Raw genomic sequence first — 18,818 nt, forward strand, 5'->3', positions numbered from 1 at the left:
ACAAACTATACAATAAACAAGGTCTATCGTTTCATTTGAATAGACATATAAAAGAGCAGTCATAGACGATAATACGGGCGATGTCATCTATAGAAAACAATGAGGAACATCATGAAAAAAATGAAGTTGACCACAAAAATCTTCATTGGTCTTGCTGCCGGGGTCGCAGTTGGATTGCTTCTGCAAGGGGCACCGGATATTGCGAATACTTATATTAAACCCATCGGAACGTTATTCATCAACTTGATCAAAATGCTAATCGTCCCTTTAGTATTTTCATCGTTAATTGTTGGTGCCGCTAGTATTGGTGATATTAAAACACTGGGAAGAATCGGAGGAAAAACACTTAGTTACTATCTGTTAACAACCGCTTTTGCTGTGACGATTGGTCTATTTTTAGCAACAGTCTTCACACCGGGTGCAGGATTGAGCATTCCGGTCAGTGGTACAAGTAAAGCCGTGGAAAGTGTCAGTCTGGTGGATACATTTTTAAATATTATCCCTAAGAACCCACTAAAAGGACTTGTTGAAGGCAATATGCTACAGATTATTGCTTTCGCTTTATTTCTTGGTATGGGAGCGACGTCTCTTCCGGAAAATAAAGCACAGCCATTTATTTCGTTTTTCGAAAGCGTGGCTGAAATTATGTATAAAATTACCGGCTTTATTATGTCATTAGCACCTTATGGTGTGTTTGGCTTGATTGTCCCTGTTGTCGCCTCAAATGGTGCCTCTGTCTTGATTCCTTTGATTAAGGTGATTGCAGCGGTATATGTCGGCTGCATTATACAGATGGCGTTTGTCTATGCCGTGACCGTCAAAGGATTTGCGGGCATTTCGCCATTACGGTTTATGAAAGGTATTCTACCGGCGGCTGCCACGGCGTTTAGTACGTCTAGCAGCTCTGGCACGTTGCCTGTCAGTATCCGGACGATTAAGGAAAATTTCGGTGTATCGGACAAAATAGCAAGCTTTGTTCTGCCATTAGGGGCAACCATCAATATGGGGGGAACATCTCTCTACCAAGGGGTATGTGCACTCTTTATTGCTCAGGTTTATGGCATCGATTTAACCTTCGCACAAATGGGAACCATCGTTCTAACGGCAACGTTAGGTGCGATTGGGACCGCTGGTGTTCCCGGTGGTGGCTTAATTATGCTATCCATCGTTTTAACGTCAGTGGGACTGCCGTTAGAAGGCTTAACTCTTATCGCGGGAATCGATCGCATATTGGATATGGCAAGAACATCGATTAACGTGATTGGCGATCTGGCTGCATCGATTGTGGTTGGCGCTTCAGAAAAAGAAATTCAGTATCCTCAAGGACAAGAGCAAACATCTAAACAAGGAAGAGAACAAGAACGGGAAGTGGAGTCAGCAACCTCACTTTCATAATTATCTTATCTCTGTCCCCTGCATAGACCTACCTGCGCAGGGGCTGATTGCTACAGTCAAGACATCGCCCGTCTTTGTCTGTTTTTCTTAAAAAATATTCCGGCTTGTCCGTTCTGATGAGCCGGAATATTCTTCTCTAACCTTGTCATGCCTTTCTTTTTGACGCCATTTATCTATCTTGCACTCATGGGGCGTTGTTGTATAATCCGCTCTCTTTTTGAGCCGTTCGGATCAAAAGAGCACAGGATTGGGGCGATTTGCCTCAAATGAATATATTTGTATTTGGGTTCCCTCACCCCAAACCAAAAGAAAAAGGTAGAACATGAGTATTTTTACCATTGCACAGCAGCGCAAAGCGCTGAGTTTCCTGATTTTATTCCACTTATTGATTATTGCTTCCAGTAATTATTTAGTGCAGATCCCCTTCACCGTGATGGGGTATCACACAACTTGGGGAGCATTCACATTCCCGTTTATTTTTCTCGCGACGGATTTGACGGTCAGAATTTTTGGCGCGTCACTGGCCCGGCGAATTATCTTTTTAGTCATGCTCCCAGCTTTGGCCGTTTCATATCTCTTGTCAGTCTTGTTCTTTCAAGGTCATTTTCAGGGCGTTGAACCACTCGGTCAGATTAACTGGTTTGTGGCTCGAATTGCGATTGCCAGTTTTATGGCTTACCTGTTGGGGCAAGTGCTGGATGTTCAGGTCTTTAACCGTTTGCGCCAACTCAAACAATGGTGGGTTGCCCCTACATGTTCAACACTGTTTGGCAATGCACTGGATACCGTGGCCTTTTTTGGCATTGCCTTCTACCAAAGTCCCGATCCGTTTATGGCACAACACTGGCAGGAAATTGCGATGGTGGATTATGGCTTTAAATTGGTGATCAGTTTAGGGCTGTTCGTGCCGATGTATGGAGTGTTACTGAACTATCTGGTGAATCGAATTACCGCAACCAACCCGAATTTTTCACTGACCAGTGCGAAAGCTTAAAGTTGCTGTGATGAAGGGCTGAGAAATATCGTTACAGCGCTCAGGATGACAGACACGGCACCGATGAATCAGGATTCATCGGTGCCAGAGTGAAGGAGATGACCCGATACGCTTCGAGTCACATCCGTTCTATAGTGATCAATGGTTATGGGCGGTACCTGCTCCTTTCGGATAGCGGATAGACTCCACCATTTCCTGCACATCATCGGGGACTTCTGCCGTAAATTTGTTGACCACAATGGCGACCACAAAATTCAGACACATCCCTAATGTTCCGATACCTTCCGGGCTAATACCGAACCACCAGTTGTCCGGTGTATTGTCTGCCGGATTGACGAACTTAAAGTAGATGATGTACGCGGCAGTGAAAAGAATCCCGGAAAGCATCCCTGCAATCGCCCCTTCTTTATTCATTTTCTTATAGAAAATACCCATGATGATGGCTGGGAAGAAGGACGCAGCAGCAAGGCCGAAGGCAAAGGCGACCACCTGCGCCACGAATCCCGGAGGGTTGATTCCCAAATAGCCGGCACCGATGACAGCCAGTGCGGCACCGATCCTCGCGGCGAGTAACTCTTGCCTGTCGGTCATGTCTGGCTTGAAGCCTTTTTTGAGTAAGTCATGTGAGATAGAGGTGGAGATGACCAGCAATAAACCGGCAGCTGTCGAGAGTGCGGCGGCCAGACCACCGGCTGCCAGTAAGGCAACGACCCAGTTTGGCAGTTTGGCTAACTCCGGAGATGCCAGTACGATGATATCTCGGTTGATCTTCACTTCATTACGCGCATCACCCGCATAGAACATGCGACCATCATTATTTTTATCTTCCCATGAAACCAGTCCGGTGCTTTCCCAGTTTTTAAACCAACTCGGTGCATCTGCAGACTGAACGCCCTTCATGTCCGGACCATTAATCGTATCGATCATGTTGACTCGGGCAAATGCTGCAACCGCAGGTGCTGTTGTATAGAGCAAGGCGATGAACACTAGTGCCCATCCGGCAGAAATCCGTGCATCAGAGACTTTCGGTACAGTAAAGAAACGGATAATAACGTGGGGGAGACCCGCCGTTCCAACCATCAAAGCGGCACAGATAAAGAAGACATCGACCATACTTTTTGAACCGTCAGTATATGCGGTAAAGCCCAACTCCTGGGTTAAACCATCTAATCGATCCAAGAGGAAAGTATCGGTCCCTGAGATGGTTGAACCGAATCCCAGTTGTGGAACCGGTGTTCCGGTCATCATGAGTGAGGTGAATATCGCTGGAACCAAGAATGCAAAAATCAGTACACAATATTGGGCGACCTGCGTATACGTGATGCCTTTCATGCCGCCCATGACCGCATAGAAGAACACAATTGCCATCCCGATAATAATTCCCATGTTGATATCGACTTCAAGAAAACGCGCGAAAACGACGCCAACGCCACGCATCTGGCCGGCAACATAGGTGAAAGAAACGAAAATGGCACAGAATACAGCAACCATTCGCGCCGTTCTGGAATAATATCGATCACCGATAAAATCCGGGACGGTAAATTTACCGAATTTTCTGAGATAGGGGGCGAGGCAAAGTGCAAGTAAGACATAGCCGCCGGTCCAACCCATCAGGTAGACACCGCCGTCATAGCCAATAAAGGAAATGATTCCCGCCATAGAAATAAATGATGCCGCAGACATCCAGTCAGCCGCCGTTGCCATCCCATTTGCCACCGGATGTACACCTCCGCCAGCGACATAAAATTCACTGGTTGAAGCCGCTCTTGCCCAGATCGCAATCCCGATATACAAGGCAAAAGTTACACCCACAAGGATAAATGTCCAAGTTTGAATATCCATACGTCACTCCTTCATTAGTCTTCGTGGACGTTATATTTCTTGTCGAGTGCGTTCATTCGCCAAACATAGATGAAAATGAGGGCAACAAAGACATAGATCGACCCCTGTTGGGAGAACCAAAAACCGAGTTTAAAACCACCGAATTGAATCGTGTTCAGCGCGTCTACAAATAAAACTCCGGCACCGTAAGAAACCAGAAACCAAATTGTTAGCAGGGTTCCCATAATTCCCAAATTCTCTTTCCAGTAAGCTTGTGCGTGTTCTGATGATTCAAACGCCATAGCTGTCTCCTTTCTGTTATCGGTATATTTGTTAATATAATGTTACGTTTATAAGGTAGCAGTTCGTGGTAGTTTGATCTTTGCAACTTTAGTCGTGTTCTGACTTTTTATTGGTATGAATGGATTGGTAGATTTTTATTGAAGCGAGAGATGTAAACAATATGTTAATTGATGGGGTTGTTAGCCAAAAGTATATACAGCTCATCTCATCGGAGCTGTGTTGACATTGAATTGAATCTGAAAGCCACTGCAAATCAGATTCGGATAGGAATTGGACAGGCGTGTCACAGACACACAGCTCAGAACGATGAAATATAGGTGGATCAGTCGTTAATTTCGTTCAGCAGAATCACGGCTTGTGTGCGGTTTTTGACGCCGAGTTTGCGAAAAATCGCGGTCATATGGGCTTTGATGGTCGCTTCGGAAACATTCAACTCATAGGCAATCTGTTTATTGAGTAAGCCATCCGATAGCATCCCTAATACTTTATATTGTTGTGGTGTCAATGTCGCAATTTTTTCAGCTAAATCGTTGCCGGGCTGATTGGTCACAACCAGATCTTCGGGGAAGTATGGGTCACCATTGAGCACTTTATTGAGTGCATTGACGAGAGTCCGCATATCACTGGATTTGGGAATGAAGCCGAAAGCACCATGCTTTTTCACTTGGGCAACAACAGCAGGTTCTTCACTGGCCGATACCACAACAATCGGTAAATCCGGATAGGTGTTTTTGAGCTGAATTAAACCCGAGATGCCATTACTACCCGGCATTTTTAGATCGAGCAAAACCAGATCGGGTTCTGCTTCTTTTGCCAGAAGGGTAAGCAGTGCATCAAGTGTATCTGCTTCTTGTAGATTGGCACCGCTCACGGCCATATGCACCGATTGAAATAGTGCATTACGGAAGAGTGGGTGATCATCTGCAATGATAATGGTGTAGTTGGCGTCCATTACAATTCATACTTTTACAAGTTATTAACCAAATTATTGTTCCGTTTATAGTTTTGAACAATATCGGAGCTCGAAAACTCTGAACTCTATCCCCTTTTTTGTATACATCTGTGCGCATTGTCCCTTGATTGTATGTTGATATACCCAAGTAACCTCAAGATGCAGGATTTAGAGTGTCTTCAATCGGCGTCATTCAAGGAAAATGTCGGCAGGAATGGCCTTCCCATTTCAATGGCGTATACATCTATCGTGTGACCTAGGTTCCCTTTACGAGCAGGAAGGATGAGGCGCTCTTGGTATTGCGACTGGCGCTGCTTACCATCGGATAGCGTGCGTAAGTTATAAAGCATATTGGTGAAGGTGGGCCAAGAAGTCATCTGCGTCCAGAAAACCAGTGATTCGAGCTTGAGGAATGCGCGTTCCTGTCGAATTCCAAAAGCTGAGCGTGGGTAAGCCGAGCACGCCTAAGTGGTTCAGCAGTGCTTTATTTTGCGCATTGTTTGTCGTGATATCTGCTTGAATGAGGCGATAATTGGCGAGTTTTTGCTGTACGGCATGCTCTGAGAACGTATATTTTTCGAACTCTTTACAGGCGACACACCAGTCAGCATAAAAGTCGATCATGACGGGTTGTTGATTCGCTTTTGCTAAAGCAAGTTGTTGTGCCAGTTCATCGACATTCTGAACCTGAACAAAAGACAACGACTCATCATTTTCTGGGGAAGTGAGGATGCCGGAATACAGCGCGACTGGTGTCAAAGAAAGCCCGACGCCAGCCAGTGACAAGACGAGGAGCAATGTTTTTCTGAACTGACTGGCCGCAGAACGGAAGCTGGTCATCAATATCCATAGGAAAAGACTCACACCAAGCAACGTCCATAAGCTAGCTGACCATAATTCGGGAATGATGCGTTCCAGAAGGAAAATGGGGGCTGCAAGGAGGATGAAGCCGAACAACGTTTTAATTTTTTCCATCCATGGCCCCGATTTCGGTAGAAAACGCTGACCGAAGACCGCAATCATGATCAAAGGTATCCCCATACCGAGCCCTAACAGATAAAGCGCGATACCACCGAGCATCAAATCCCCGGTTTGTGCGACATACAGTAAAGCACCAGAGAGTGGCGCGGTGGTGCAAGGGGAACAGATCAGTCCCGAAATTGCGCCCATGATGAAAACACCAAACTGGCGACCACCGGATTGTTGTTGGCTGAGATTATTCAGGGCAGTCTGCAGAGTAGCCGGCATTTGAATGGTATACAGCCCAAACATGGAGAGTGACAGCAGAATGAAAAGCAAGCTGAAAGTAATCAGGATGGTCGGGCTTTGAAGCGCTGCTTGAAATTGTAATCCCGCCGAAGCGACGGCAAGTCCGAGTAACGTATAGGTGAGGGCCATGCCTTGAACATAAATAACAGCCAGTCCGAAAGCTTGTTTCTTATTGAGGTTGTTCTGACCAAGCACAATACTGGTAACAATCGGATACATCGGGAAAACACAAGGTGTAAAGGCTAATCCAATACCGAGAAACAGGAATAGCATGACCGTCCATAGATTTTCTCTCAGTGCATCAGCTAACCGATTTTGTTCAGCTTGAGGCGGTTGGACGCTTTGTTGCTGTAATTGCTGACCGGACTGAGATGCGACGCTGTTGGATGCGGAATCCTTTGAATCGAGAGTCGCTGTCGGAAGTGGTGCGATCGGTACTGTGCGCACTTCTGGCGGATAACAAAACCCCTGTGCGGCACAGCCTTGGTAGCCGACTTGAATCTCGGCATTTTTTCCTGTATCAGCCAGTTCCAACGTAATTTGAAGTGGGGTGGTATAGATATTGACATCACCGAAAAATTCGTCACGGTGCGATTCACCTTGACGCATGTGAGTTGAGACGATACGAACCTGTTGCGGGTCAAAATTCAATTTATGCTGATACAGATAATAACCGGGTTGAATATCCCAGCTCAGGGTTAATCGATTTCCTTGTTGATAAGCAAGAAAAGGAAACGCTTGATCGACTGTCACGAATCGTGATTGATTCGGCGTAAAAGCAGAGGACAACGGTGAATCAAATTGTTGCGCCTGAAGTGGTAATAAGGCCGATGCCAGCACTGTCAAAATGAGAAAGATTGAACGCATAATTGTACGTATTAAAAGATATGTTTGACTTGAATGGGCTCATCATAACGCAAGTTTTCCGACAAATGCGAGAGATAGAAGTCAGTCTTGGACAGATTGATCCAAGTATTCGACCAAAAGCCAAAAAAGCCGATGACTTTCTGACGATATGCTCAGAATGCGGAGGGGAACTTGTGTCAAGGCCGGGATTTGAGTTGACAGGCGTAGAAATACATACGGCGATATCCGTAGGGATATCGCCGTATGTTCAACACCAAATAATCGCTTATTCGTAGCGTTTCGCTTTATATTGAGGATGTCTCAGGTTTTCGACGGATAGAATATCGTCTACTTCAGCTTCAGTGAGCAAACCGCGTTCCAGAACGACTTCACGGACACTCTTACCGGTTTGAGCACAGATTTTGCCAACAATATCACCTTCATGGTGACCGATATATGGGTTCAGGTAGGTCACAATTCCGATGGAGTTGAACACATAGTTCTCACAAATTTCTTTGTTAACTGTAATGCCATCAACGCACTTATCGCGTAGATTGATACATGCATTGGACAGAATCGAGATTGACTCAAACATTGCCTGACCGATAACGGGTTCCATGACGTTTAGCTGGAGTTGTCCTCCTTCTGCGGCAAAAGAGATGGTATTGTCGTTACCCAGCACTTTAAAGCACACCTGATTGACGACTTCAGGAACCACTGGGTTCACTTTCGCCGGCATAATGGACGAACCAGCTTGAAGCTCTGGCAGGTTCAGTTCATTCAGTCCCGCTCTTGGTCCGGAAGAAAGCAGACGTAAATCGTTACAGATTTTAGAAAGCTTCACTGCCAGACGTTTGAGCGCGCCATGTGTCATCACATAAGCACCACAGTCAGAAGTTGCTTCGATTAAGTCTTCTGCCGGAACAACATCCACACCAGTAACTGCTGCCAGATGTTTGACTGCCAGCGCCTGATAGCCTTCAGCAGCATTCAGACCTGTACCGATAGCGGTTGCGCCTAAGTTGACTTCAAGCAAAAGCTTGGAAGTATATTCCAGCGCACGGATCTCTTCATTCAGTGTCACCGCCCAAGCGTGGAATTCCTGACCAACGGTCATCGGTACAGCATCTTGGAGCTGAGTCCGACCCATTTTGAGGATACTGCTAAATTCATGGCTCTTAATTTCAAATGCTTCTTTAAGGTAACCAACTGAACTCACTAGTTTCTGTACGCTGTTAAATACCGCAATGCGAAACCCGGTTGGGTAAGCACAGTTTGTTGATTGACTCTTGTTGACATGATCATTGGGATTGATCACATCGTATTGTCCTTTTTCTTTCCCCATCAGTTCTAGAGCAAGGTTGGCAATGACTTCGTTGGTATTCATATTGACCGAAGTCCCTGCGCCGCCCTGAAATACATCTGACGGGAATTGATCCATACACTTCCCTGTTTCGAGTATTACATCACATGCTTGGATAATATAAGATGCAATCTCTTTTGGAATCACGCCTAGTTCTTTGTTAGCAAGGGTTGCCGCTTTTTTGGTCATGACCATGCCACGAACAAATTCAGGAACATCTGAAATGGTGACATTGGAGATATTGAAGTTTTCTACAGCTCGTAAAGTGTGGATGCCGTAATATGCATCAGCAGGGACATGACGTTGACCGAGTAAATCTTCTTCCAGACGGGTAGCGGTTTCAGCAACTGCTTCAGAAAGGGTTGTCATAGTATAGGATCCTTAGGTAACTCAACTTCGTAGTTATCAATTTATAGGGATTAATTCTGCAAAGAATCCATTCTGGTAGTGTTAACGTTTGGAAATCCGACCGAAACGCGTAGAACATCATACTAAGTCTACTGGATAAAAAAAGTAACTTGATCACCTTTTTCACTACCGACAATAACTTTATTGTCTTTAGCTACTCTGTACAACGGTCAATTGCTCGATTCCATGAGCGGAAACACAATTTTTTCCTTTTTTCTTAGAACGATAGAGAGCTTTATCTGCATTGACGAAGGATTGGTGGTGGCTGGATGTAATCTCAGCGATTCCGATACTGATCGTGGTGTCGTATTCTTGCCACGACTCGATAGCAAGACTGATCCGTTCCATCAATTTCTGTGATGTTTTCACATCGGCATGTTGAATGATAACCGCAAATTCATCGCCGCCGATGCGCGAGACAAAATCAGTATCGCGTAGGATCGACAACATTTGATTGGCTAGACGTAGCAGAACCTGATCACCGACTGAATGGCCGTAAGTATCATTGATCCGTTTGAAGTCATCGACATCAATGATTGCCAGACTACTTTTGGGTTGATTGCTATACCGTTCTTGCAATCTTGAATAGTGCAATAACGTTTGATTAAATTTTTTCTTATTCCAGAGTCCGGTCATCATATCCCGTTCATTCTTCTCTTTGAGCTCTAAAATCGCATGATAGTGCTCAGAGATATCGCTGAATGAATAAACATAGTGACTAATCTGTTTGATGGAACCTTCAAGCGCCCGAACTTCCACTTTACAGACATGTGGTGGATCCTCATCCCCAATCTGTACTTGGCCTTGCCATTCTCCGCTTGTTTGAAGTTGTTTGAGAATGTTTTTGTATTTTGCTGTGGCAGGTTGTAAATCGAGAATGTTTTTTCCTTGAATGTCAAACTGCTCGGTGCCGAAAAGTTTACAGAAACGTAGATTGGCCCGAAGAATGATATGGTTTGCGTTCGTTAGAGCGACAGCAACACTGTTGTCGAGTACGACCTGATTAAACGTTTGTTCCAGTCGATTGACTAGATAGCTTTCCCATAATAGGGCGAAAAAACCGGCAATAATGCCGAAGAAGAGCAACAGCATGATGACGGTCATCTGAATCTCTTTATCTCTCTTATCAAAACCTTGCTTGATGAGGTGATGTGGATACATTGTCATCAACGTTATGTCATGGTTATTACCGAATATCGGGGCCTGAAATGGTTGAAATACATATAAACCGTCATCGGTCAGGAGGCTACCGGATTGATAGGGTGTTTGATGAATATACTCCCATACTTCGGGGTTCTGATAAGCAAGGTTGATGTTTTCCCGTGTTTTGATCAGTCGGCCAAAGAGTTTATCTTTATTACTACTGAGGATGTAATAACCACTCTTATCAATAAAATCAACGGAGTAGCCTAGCTCATTGGATGTGATACTTTTGATAATGCCTAAGACTTCAAGATTCGCAATGAAGTATCCCAAACGTTGTTGGTTATAAACAATGGGATAGATCATGCGAAATCCCGGTTTATAGGGTGTCACGATTTGGCCGAATTCTCTTTCCAGATCGATACCAAAATATCCCTGCTCACCTGGAGCAAGTCGTTGGGCATAATAAAAATAATCGCGTTTGCCTTTATTCTGTAATGCATTGTCCGGCACGATATAGGGTTGACTCATCTGCGGCGTATAGTCGACACGAATGATTTCTTTCCCTTGATGATCGAGGTAGCGCAACTGGTAGAAAAACTCGACATTTGCTGCTGTCAGATACCATTGGTTTTTAAGATAATTACGATAGGTCGGATTACCCGTTGTTGCAAAATCGAGGAGCAAGGGAGAGTGGCTCAGTTGTGCAAAATTCTGTTGGATGAGCTTACTCATCTGAGTCGCTTTGGTTTCAATATATTCAAGATATTGTTTACTTTGTGTTTCGAGCTGTTGAACAAAGAACTGATGGGCTTCCTTGCTGAGATGGAGATAATATCCGAAAGGGATCACGGATAGACACAGCCATATAAATATCATCTTTATCGTGGTTCTTTTTGCTCGTTTCATTATGCGACTAACTGACTATTTATTTCTTAAAACGTAGATCAGGATTCGCGAGGATACCAGAGAGAATGAGCTATTTTGGCTGATTATCTGACCACTTCGATTAATTTCGTTTATAAAACAGCCCAGTGGAAAAGCAGCATAATGAGTCGATATTTCTTATTTTTCTTGGAAAGTCTGTCTGTGGACTGATTTTGAGCAAGGACTGTTAGCAAAATAGTAAAGAAGTGAAACACAGGGGTCGGTTTTATGGATAGATTTCGTTACACTCGACAGGTTTGCAGACCTATAACAGGAGGCGCTGTGTTTCCCATTATCTTATTTTTGTTTATAGCAGTTCCAATCATTGAAATTGGTTTATTTATTCAGGTCGGTGGATATTTGGGATTGTGGCCAACCATCGGTTTGGTTTTGATCACTGCGTTTGTCGGGGCATCTTTGGTTCGAAGTCAAGGACTACAGACCTTGCTGACGATGCAGCAGCGACTCCAGGATGGCGAACTACCGGCACAACAGATTCTGGAAGGGGTATTGCTGGCGGTTGCCGGGGTATTGTTATTGACACCGGGTTTTATGACGGATCTGATGGGGATGTTTGTCTTGCTTCCGGGACCACGCGCAATGCTGGCACGTAAGCTGATGGACAAAGTCGTCATTCAAGGGAATGTCCAACAACCATTCGACGCCAGAGGCCCTCATGATCGAGAATCTCATCGCGGTAACACTTACGAAGGTGAATATGATCGCAAAGACGATGATGATGATCATGATAAATTGAATTAACGTAAAACTGCATTTTAGAAATAACCACTAAAAATAAAAATAGGCGTCAATTCTATGTTTCACATTGCATTATATTGTCCGAATATTGCCCAAAATACCGGTAATATCATTCGGTTATCAACCAACAATGGCTGTCATCTTCACCTGATCGAGCCATTGGGTTTTGATCTTGAAGAAAAAAAGCTGCGCCGTGCCGCCCTCGATTACAGAGATATGGCGAAGGTGAGTGTTCATCCGAACTACGAAGCATTCTTAGCGGCGATTGGTGATCAACGGATCTTCGCACTGACGACCAAAGGTTCCAGACCTCATGATGAGCCAACTTATCAAGCTGGTGATGTGTTGCTATTTGGATCTGAAACGGCTGGTTTACCTGATGATATCCGTAATGGTTTCCCTGAAGAGCGCAGAATCCGGATCCCGATGCTGCCCAATGCGCGTAGCATGAACCTCTCGAATTCTGTGGCGGTTGTGAGTTACGAAGCGTGGCGTCAGCTCGGTTTCCCCGGTGGGAAGTGATTTCGGTTCTACTGCATATTTCTTTCAAGCCAGCCCTCTCGGCTGGTTTTTTCTGTTTTATCCTTTTGAGCGTGATGGTAAATCAGACCACTGGGTGAATCGGGGGATCAGGTTGTCATATCCAACGGCAGGGTGATGGTAATCATCAGCCCGCCCATTGTGCTTCGGCTGGCTTGAATCGTGCCACGATGTTGGCGGATGGCATTCTCGGTAATTGCAAGCCCTAGTCCCGTGCCACCGCTGTGGCGCTCTCTGGTGGTTGATACGCGATAAAATGGGCGAAATATATTCGCCAATTCATCATCCGGAACGCCTTCACCATTATCTTCGACACAGAGCGTCAACTGTTGTGGTGTGTCACTGAACGTGATTCGAATTTGATCTTTGCCATAGTAGATCGCGTTACGCACTATATTTTCGACCGCACTCATCAGTTGTTGGGGATTGCCTGAGATATATCGCTCCGGAATCGTTGAATAGGTGAGCGTCTTGGTCATCTGTTCTGCTTCGAAGACCGCATCTTCAAGCAAGGTTTCCCATAAACTGGACAGGGGTTGTGTTTCTTGGTCGGAGTGGCTGTTGAGCTGCATTCTGGACAGTTCCAATAGTTCGCCGATCATCTGTTCTAAACGTTGGGCTTCGGTATCGATTCTTTCCAGTTCAGGGCCGGCTCCTTGTTTACGGGTCGCGAGTGCTGTTGCCATCCTTAAACGGGTGAGCGGTGAGCGCAGTTCATGGGAAATATCGGATAAAAGCCGTTGTTGCCCTGAAATCATCTCATTGACGGCGCCGACCATGTGGTTAAAGCTCTGACCGGCTTGACGAAATTCGGTGGTTCCCTGTTCCAGAGAGCGATCAATCTGAAACTCGCCTTGCGCAACACGTTGTGATGCCTGCGCCAGTTTTTGAGCCGGTTGACTTAATGCCCATGCTAGCCAAAGCAGCAACGGTGTACTAATCAACATGACCACCAGTAACAGAGACACTGGATGATCGAGCAAGCGAATAAAAAGTGGGGGCAGTTGACTGTCGGGGAAAGCGACGTAGAGTAGTAACGGTTGTCGGGCAAGATGAATTGGCATCGGGCCCGTCATCAGAAAATGGCCGTACAACCGTTGTTGCGGTTGCTCGACTGAATCAATGCCGGTGATAAAGTTTTGGAGAATCCGGTTGCTGATCATCTGATTGCCATTGACCATCAGAATGTTACCCGCCATATCGGTCAGAAACAGATGCGGTTTGTCCTGATTCTCCCTGAGCAGTCGTTGGTGCATATTGCGTCTGGGTTGTCTGATGAATTGGTCGGATAATGTTCTGAGAATGAGCGTGAGATCTTGTTCTCCGGTAAATCTGGTTTCAAGGTTCTCTTTAATTGTCGTCAGACGCTGACGCTCCGAATTTGGTAAATCTCTGGCTTTTCTCGGGTCAAGATTTGGCAGCAAAAGCACCACGATTAAAATCAGCAACATCGTGAACCAGAATATGGCAAAGATTCGACCATAGAGGCTGTTTAACTTAGGAAGATGCATCACTCCTCCGCAATCATCAGGTAACCGCGTCCGCGCAGTGTTTTGATTCTCTCCCGACCATCACTGCGGGGCGGGAGTTTTTTCCTCAGGTTGGAGACATGCATGTCAATGGCTCGGTCAAACGCTGCCAGTCGTTTACCGAGTACATCCAGACTCAGCGTTTCTTTCGTGAGTGTCTCTCCCGGGTGCTGGACAAAGTGAGTGAGCAGCGCAAATTCTGTTGTGGTTAACTCAAGCAGTTGATCATTGCAGTATGCTTCTTGTCTTTTCGGGTAGAGACGTAAGTCCTCACTCTCGATTATTTCACTTGATTGATGTGTCGGAGTGTATTGGGTGCGACGGAGAATGGCGCGGATTCGGGCCAGCAGTTCCCGGTCACTAAACGGTTTTGGCAGATAGTCATCAGCACCGAGCTCAAGACCAATCACCCGATCGATTTCTTCACCTTTGGCCGTCAGCATCAGCACAGGCGTTTGAGCATATTGAGAAGCGGAGCGAATTCTTTTCAGCGTTTCCATCCCGTTCAGCTTGGGCATCATCACATCCAATAAGATGATATCTGTCCGTTCATCAAGCATGTGTAGACCAGCTTCCCCATCATGGGCTTCTGCAACACTGAATCCTTCAAGGCTGAGCACTTCCTTGAGTAGCGCGGTTAACTCAGTATCGTCATCAATGATTAGGATATGGGGCATCAGTGCTTCTCCGCAGAGTTTGTGAACGTTGTATCTTTGTCAGTCGGTGACCTTTACCAATAGTTTACCTTTAAAATTCACGGATAAAGATCGTCTGGTCCCTCATTTACACTCTTTTACCTACGCTATACACCAGTTGACCTTACAGAATGTAAGCTTAATTTACAGATACACGAAAGGCTGATGTTGACCAGTCTATCCACCAAGAGGTAACAGAGATGAACACTTTAACAAAAGTAATATTGACAGCTGTTGTTCTCCCATTCACGCTCGGCAGTATGAACGTTTTTGCCGGATACCAGAACCATCATGGCGGTGGTCACTGGGGAAATCAATGTTCCGAATGCCAGCGTTATGATCACCGTGGGATGTTTCGAACATTCAACCTGACGCCAGAGCAGCAAAATCAACTGACAGCACTCCGACAAAAACATTGGGAGCAAAGGCAGACTCGGATGCAAAATTATCATCAAGAGATGGCGCCTATTTTACTGGCAAAAAGTTTTGATGAGAAAGCCGCTCAGAAATTGGCTGGCAAAATGGAAAACGTGCGCATTGACCGGCGCGTAGAGATGATGCGCCAACGGCATGATATGTTGAATATTTTGACACCGGAACAACAAGAACAATGGCAGAAAATGTTTCAAGAAAAACCATTCGGTCGTATGACAGGACCGGGTCAAGGCGGTGGTCCTCGCGCCATGATGAACCAATGATAGAAGCACATTCGCGTTTTTTGAGGGAATGTTGAGCATGGTGAAAACAGCATGTGTTTGGATAGCGCTTTGATGAAAGCGATGATGTCTGTGAAGCAACATGGCGTCAGTGAAGAAAGAGGTGACAGGGATGCACCTCTTTTTTTTGTCACTATGACCAATAATTATTATCACTTTCATGTTTAAAATCAGATAATTATAATTTTGTAGTGATGAATAAATCACCTGCAATGAAGCAGGTTTCGTTATATAATTAATCATTATTGATGACAATCATTCAGAGTTTTTAATGCACTCAAATTATATTCGCTTAGTGAAATCAGCAGCATGGAGTGCGACCATTGTCGCGATTACGTTGTTGATCATTAAAATGTTTGCTTGGTGGCATACCGGTTCAGTCAGTTTACTTGCGTCGGTGATTGACTCTTTGCTGGATATTGCCGCCTCGGTGGTTAACCTGTGGGTGGTTCGCTATGCTCTTCAGCCGGCAGATCGGGAACATACATTTGGCCATGGGAAAGCAGAATCTTTAGCCGCACTGGCACAAGCGATGTTTATTTCAGGGTCTGCCTGCTTTTTGTTTCTGAACGGGGTTGACCGCTTCTTTCGTCCTCAGCCGCTACAAACACCGGAGCTGGGGATTTACGTCAGTGCGCTGGCAATCGTGGTGACCTTCCTGTTGGTTCGGTATCAGAAGTATGTGGTGAAAAAAACCGGAAGTCAGGCGATTGCGGCAGACTCTTTGCACTATCAGTCTGATTTATGGATGAACATTGCAATTATGATCGCACTCGCGATGAGTTGGAAAGGGGTGACCCAAGCCGATGCAATTTTTGCCGTCGGGATCGGGGTATATATTTTATATAGTGCGTACCAGATTATTCATGAAGCGATTCAGACGTTATTGGATCACAAACTGCCGGATGAAGAAATCAGCCACATTCGTCAGTTGAGCCTATCTGTTGAGGGGGTTTTAGGGATTCATGGTTTACGGACGCGAATGTCGGGACCGGTGCGTTTTATTCAGCTTCATCTGGAGTTGGATGATCATTTACCGTTGATTCGGGCACATGAGATTTCTGATCAGGTTGAAGCGTTATTGCTGGCGGAGTTTCCCGGCTCTGATGTGTTGGTTCACCAAGACCCTTATTCTGTGATTCTACAATCAGAATATGAGCAGAAAATGGCAGAATGGTCGTGAGGAAAGTAAATGCTTGACTGATGATCGTGTTTTGATCGGATAGCTATCCACTGAGGTCACAGCGGTAACATGGATAGAATGGATAACCTGAGAACTGTGTTTCAGGTTATCCGTATAACTAATCTTTTCCTAATATCAGACTTTTCTTATATCAGAACATTGCTTCTAACGTGACGTCAGAGTAATCAGAATAACCGCGTAGCATGATTGAGTAAGTGCCCGCAGCTGCGCGATCAAACGAGCATGACTCGTTATTACCCGATTTGTAAGGACGACAATCATAAGAGCGGGTTCCCGCTTTCTCACCATACTTCACATAAAGATCGGCATCACCCCGGCCACCCGACATCGAGATCTTAAAGGAACGAGATTCGGGTAGTTCGAATGTATACCAGCTTTGACCTGATGCTTGACCACTTAATCCGGTCAGTGGTTTGCCGACCTTCAATACCGGATCCTGTTGATCTACCACCATTGAGTTTGCCATTTCGACGATATAGGCGAGGCCGAGCCGGGCAAATTTTTGTGCGTGTTTTCCTTCACGGTCAGAATTGGAGAGCGTATCCCGTGAGGTATGGATATGTGGATTATATTCGGAGAATTTTGCTTCAAAAGGCATTGATGCCGGGTATCCGGCCCCATGCCAAGAAGCGTGATCCGAGCAACCATAACCACATCGGTCAAAGCCGTATTTTAGATTGGGGAGGTACTCGTCCAGCAGTTTTGCCAAGAATGAATTCAGATTACTGTCGGTATAATCAGTCATGAAGACAATATCTTCAGCAGAACCGGGATAGTTTGTCATGTCCAACTGAAGGGCGGAAAGTACGTTTTTGCCCTCATTCTTATATTGGCTGGCGATATCTTGAGAGCCGCGTAACCCGACTTCTTCTGCCGCATAAGCCATGAAAGCAATCGTCCGTTTCGGTTTAAAGTTGTTTTCTGCCAGTACCCTGATAATTTCTGTCACACTCGCGATGCCCGATGCATCATCATCCGCCCCGGGGGCTACACTCTGATCGTTGGTTCTTGAACCGATCGTGGAATCCAAGTGACCGCCAATGACGACAATCTCGTCGGGTTTTTCGGTGCCTCGAATCGTGAGAATGACGGACTTCTGTTGATAGCCGGAGTGGCTGACCTGTTGAACGGAAGCATTGCGCCATGAAGCGGATAAACCTCGCCATTCATTGGCAATCCAGTTTGAAGCCTGTGTGCCGCTGAGGGTCGTATAGAAGCGATTCGTGAAGTCCGATAAGCTGGTGATTGTATCGGTAATTTGATTCGCGCTGATCAATGGAATCAACGGTTTGACAATATCTTGCTGGCCAATGCCAACCGCAGCAAATGAACTGCTGGTTAATGGCACTCGGCTCGCTTCAACCGCACTTTGCTTGGAATCATGAACAATATAACCACCGCAGCGGTGATGTTCTTCATGCATGTTGTGCGATAGTTCGGCCAGATCCTGTGGATCAACCTGTCCAACCCAGACAAGCGGATTATCGACCACAGACTGACTCTGAATCGGTTGAGTGACAGATTCCAGCAACGTGCCTTTTGCATCAGCACCTATCGATATCCAGACTTTGTTGGCATCAGTCTGCGCGTCTTCTGCCGCGAGCAGTGATGTACTGAACAGTGTCAGTATGACCGCCAGACTGGTCTTGGTGTATTTCATTGTTCTGATCTCCCTATCGTAGGTTCTTGATCTAAGTGGTAAAAGGCATTAAAGGCCTGCGTTACTAAATTAACAAACTCAAGCAAGATAAGGGAATGAATCAATGCAAATTAATTCATAATCAGAATGTAAACAGCAGTGAGCATAAGAATGTTAATAAATATTTATATTATTTATATTTATGTAAATATTTTTGGGTGTGAATACGCGAGAACTGTTGTATATTTTGTTGCCATCGATCTTGCTGCAAAAGTAGAGCCGTAATTTTTTAGACTACTTTGCATTCAATATTGC

The 18,818-nt window shown here is 45.4% G+C and carries 15 protein-coding genes; 6 read left to right on the top strand and 9 right to left on the bottom strand.

Features of this window, described 5'->3' with window-relative positions; genetic code table 11:
* Window positions 1-111: 111 nt before the first annotated feature.
* Both MKS89_RS00955 and MKS89_RS00960 read left to right on the top strand, forming a co-directional pair.
* Complete coding sequence (locus MKS89_RS00955; protein WP_077316258.1) at window positions 112-1,395, top strand: dicarboxylate/amino acid:cation symporter; 1,284 nt, start codon at window positions 112-114, stop codon at window positions 1,393-1,395.
* A 322-nt stretch (window positions 1,396-1,717) separates the two neighbouring features.
* Window positions 1,718-2,389: a 7-cyano-7-deazaguanine/7-aminomethyl-7-deazaguanine transporter gene (locus MKS89_RS00960; RefSeq protein WP_072960482.1), complete on the top strand. Its 672-nt coding sequence runs from the start codon at window positions 1,718-1,720 to the stop codon at window positions 2,387-2,389.
* Between the two features lie 138 nt (window positions 2,390-2,527).
* Here MKS89_RS00960 and MKS89_RS00965 read toward each other — a convergent pair whose 3' ends face one another.
* The 6 genes from MKS89_RS00965 to MKS89_RS00990 form a co-directional block, all read right to left on the bottom strand.
* Entirely contained in the window at window positions 2,528-4,231 is a 1,704-nt protein-coding gene (locus MKS89_RS00965) for a sodium:solute symporter family protein (protein WP_072960485.1), read from the bottom strand.
* A gap of 14 nt (window positions 4,232-4,245) precedes the next feature.
* Complete coding sequence (locus MKS89_RS00970) at window positions 4,246-4,512, bottom strand: DUF4212 domain-containing protein (protein WP_038178767.1); 267 nt, start codon at window positions 4,510-4,512, stop codon at window positions 4,246-4,248.
* Window positions 4,513-4,835: 323 nt separating this feature from the next.
* Window positions 4,836-5,465 carry a response regulator transcription factor gene (locus MKS89_RS00975; protein WP_072960488.1) on the bottom strand — a complete coding sequence of 210 codons (630 nt, stop codon included), beginning with the start codon at window positions 5,463-5,465 and terminating at the stop codon, window positions 4,836-4,838.
* A 339-nt stretch (window positions 5,466-5,804) separates the two neighbouring features.
* Complete coding sequence (locus tag MKS89_RS00980; RefSeq protein ID WP_072960491.1) at window positions 5,805-7,601, bottom strand: protein-disulfide reductase DsbD; 1,797 nt, start codon at window positions 7,599-7,601, stop codon at window positions 5,805-5,807.
* A 265-nt stretch (window positions 7,602-7,866) separates the two neighbouring features.
* Window positions 7,867-9,312: an aspartate ammonia-lyase gene (gene aspA, locus MKS89_RS00985; RefSeq protein ID WP_072960496.1), complete on the bottom strand. Its 1,446-nt coding sequence runs from the start codon at window positions 9,310-9,312 to the stop codon at window positions 7,867-7,869.
* Window positions 9,313-9,501: 189 nt separating this feature from the next.
* Window positions 9,502-11,373 carry a sensor domain-containing diguanylate cyclase gene (locus MKS89_RS00990; protein WP_235862474.1) on the bottom strand — a complete coding sequence of 624 codons (1,872 nt, stop codon included), beginning with the start codon at window positions 11,371-11,373 and terminating at the stop codon, window positions 9,502-9,504.
* 330 nt (window positions 11,374-11,703) lie between these two features.
* Between MKS89_RS00990 and MKS89_RS00995 the strand changes: the two genes are divergently transcribed.
* Both MKS89_RS00995 and MKS89_RS01000 read left to right on the top strand, forming a co-directional pair.
* Window positions 11,704-12,183 carry an FxsA family protein gene (locus tag MKS89_RS00995; RefSeq protein WP_072960501.1) on the top strand — a complete coding sequence of 160 codons (480 nt, stop codon included), beginning with the start codon at window positions 11,704-11,706 and terminating at the stop codon, window positions 12,181-12,183.
* Window positions 12,184-12,237: 54 nt separating this feature from the next.
* Window positions 12,238-12,702 carry a tRNA (cytidine(34)-2'-O)-methyltransferase gene (locus MKS89_RS01000; RefSeq protein WP_072960504.1) on the top strand — a complete coding sequence of 155 codons (465 nt, stop codon included), beginning with the start codon at window positions 12,238-12,240 and terminating at the stop codon, window positions 12,700-12,702.
* A gap of 107 nt (window positions 12,703-12,809) precedes the next feature.
* On the opposite strand, the gene cpxA is transcribed toward MKS89_RS01000, so the two are convergent.
* Together cpxA and MKS89_RS01010 are read right to left on the bottom strand one after the other, a co-directional pair.
* On the bottom strand, window positions 12,810-14,231 hold the full coding sequence (cpxA, locus tag MKS89_RS01005) for an envelope stress sensor histidine kinase CpxA (RefSeq protein WP_072960507.1): 1,422 nt from the start codon (window positions 14,229-14,231) through the stop codon (window positions 12,810-12,812).
* On the bottom strand, window positions 14,231-14,926 hold the full coding sequence (locus tag MKS89_RS01010; RefSeq protein ID WP_072960510.1) for a response regulator: 696 nt from the start codon (window positions 14,924-14,926) through the stop codon (window positions 14,231-14,233). Before MKS89_RS01010 ends, cpxA begins: the two co-directional genes overlap by 1 nt.
* A gap of 218 nt (window positions 14,927-15,144) precedes the next feature.
* On the opposite strand from MKS89_RS01010, the gene MKS89_RS01015 reads away from it, so the two are divergent.
* Together MKS89_RS01015 and fieF are read left to right on the top strand one after the other, a co-directional pair.
* Window positions 15,145-15,642 carry a Spy/CpxP family protein refolding chaperone gene (locus MKS89_RS01015; RefSeq protein WP_072960513.1) on the top strand — a complete coding sequence of 166 codons (498 nt, stop codon included), beginning with the start codon at window positions 15,145-15,147 and terminating at the stop codon, window positions 15,640-15,642.
* Between the two features lie 289 nt (window positions 15,643-15,931).
* Entirely contained in the window at window positions 15,932-16,843 is a 912-nt protein-coding gene (gene fieF / locus MKS89_RS01020; RefSeq protein ID WP_072960516.1) for a CDF family cation-efflux transporter FieF, read from the top strand.
* Window positions 16,844-16,994: 151 nt separating this feature from the next.
* Here the strand turns inward: fieF and MKS89_RS01025 are convergent, their stop codons facing one another.
* Window positions 16,995-18,524, bottom strand: a complete 1,530-nt coding sequence (locus MKS89_RS01025) for a M28 family metallopeptidase (RefSeq protein WP_072960519.1) — start codon at window positions 18,522-18,524, stop codon at window positions 16,995-16,997.
* Window positions 18,525-18,818: the final 294 nt, after the last annotated feature.

The organism is Vibrio gazogenes, from assembly GCF_023920225.1.
GTDB lineage: Bacteria > Pseudomonadota > Gammaproteobacteria > Enterobacterales > Vibrionaceae > Vibrio > Vibrio gazogenes.

Bases quoted from the DNA above. Each gene is read 5' to 3' on its own strand.
- fieF (WP_072960516.1), top strand. From the start codon at position 15,932: ATGCACTCAAATTATATTCGCTTAGTGAAATCAGCAGCATGGAGTGCG.
- MKS89_RS00970 (WP_038178767.1), bottom strand. From the start codon at position 4,512: ATGGCGTTTGAATCATCAGAACACGCACAAGCTTACTGGAAAGAGAAT.
- MKS89_RS00980 (WP_072960491.1), bottom strand. From the start codon at position 7,601: ATGCGTTCAATCTTTCTCATTTTGACAGTGCTGGCATCGGCCTTATTA.
- MKS89_RS01025 (WP_072960519.1), bottom strand. From the start codon at position 18,524: ATGAAATACACCAAGACCAGTCTGGCGGTCATACTGACACTGTTCAGT.
- aspA (WP_072960496.1), bottom strand. From the start codon at position 9,312: ATGACAACCCTTTCTGAAGCAGTTGCTGAAACCGCTACCCGTCTGGAA.
- MKS89_RS01015 (WP_072960513.1), top strand. From the start codon at position 15,145: ATGAACACTTTAACAAAAGTAATATTGACAGCTGTTGTTCTCCCATTC.
- MKS89_RS00955 (WP_077316258.1), top strand. From the start codon at position 112: ATGAAAAAAATGAAGTTGACCACAAAAATCTTCATTGGTCTTGCTGCC.
- MKS89_RS00960 (WP_072960482.1), top strand. From the start codon at position 1,718: ATGAGTATTTTTACCATTGCACAGCAGCGCAAAGCGCTGAGTTTCCTG.
- MKS89_RS01010 (WP_072960510.1), bottom strand. From the start codon at position 14,926: ATGCCCCATATCCTAATCATTGATGACGATACTGAGTTAACCGCGCTA.
- MKS89_RS00990 (WP_235862474.1), bottom strand. From the start codon at position 11,373: ATGATATTTATATGGCTGTGTCTATCCGTGATCCCTTTCGGATATTAT.
- MKS89_RS01000 (WP_072960504.1), top strand. From the start codon at position 12,238: ATGTTTCACATTGCATTATATTGTCCGAATATTGCCCAAAATACCGGT.
- MKS89_RS00965 (WP_072960485.1), bottom strand. From the start codon at position 4,231: ATGGATATTCAAACTTGGACATTTATCCTTGTGGGTGTAACTTTTGCC.
- cpxA (WP_072960507.1), bottom strand. From the start codon at position 14,231: ATGCATCTTCCTAAGTTAAACAGCCTCTATGGTCGAATCTTTGCCATA.
- MKS89_RS00975 (WP_072960488.1), bottom strand. From the start codon at position 5,465: ATGGACGCCAACTACACCATTATCATTGCAGATGATCACCCACTCTTC.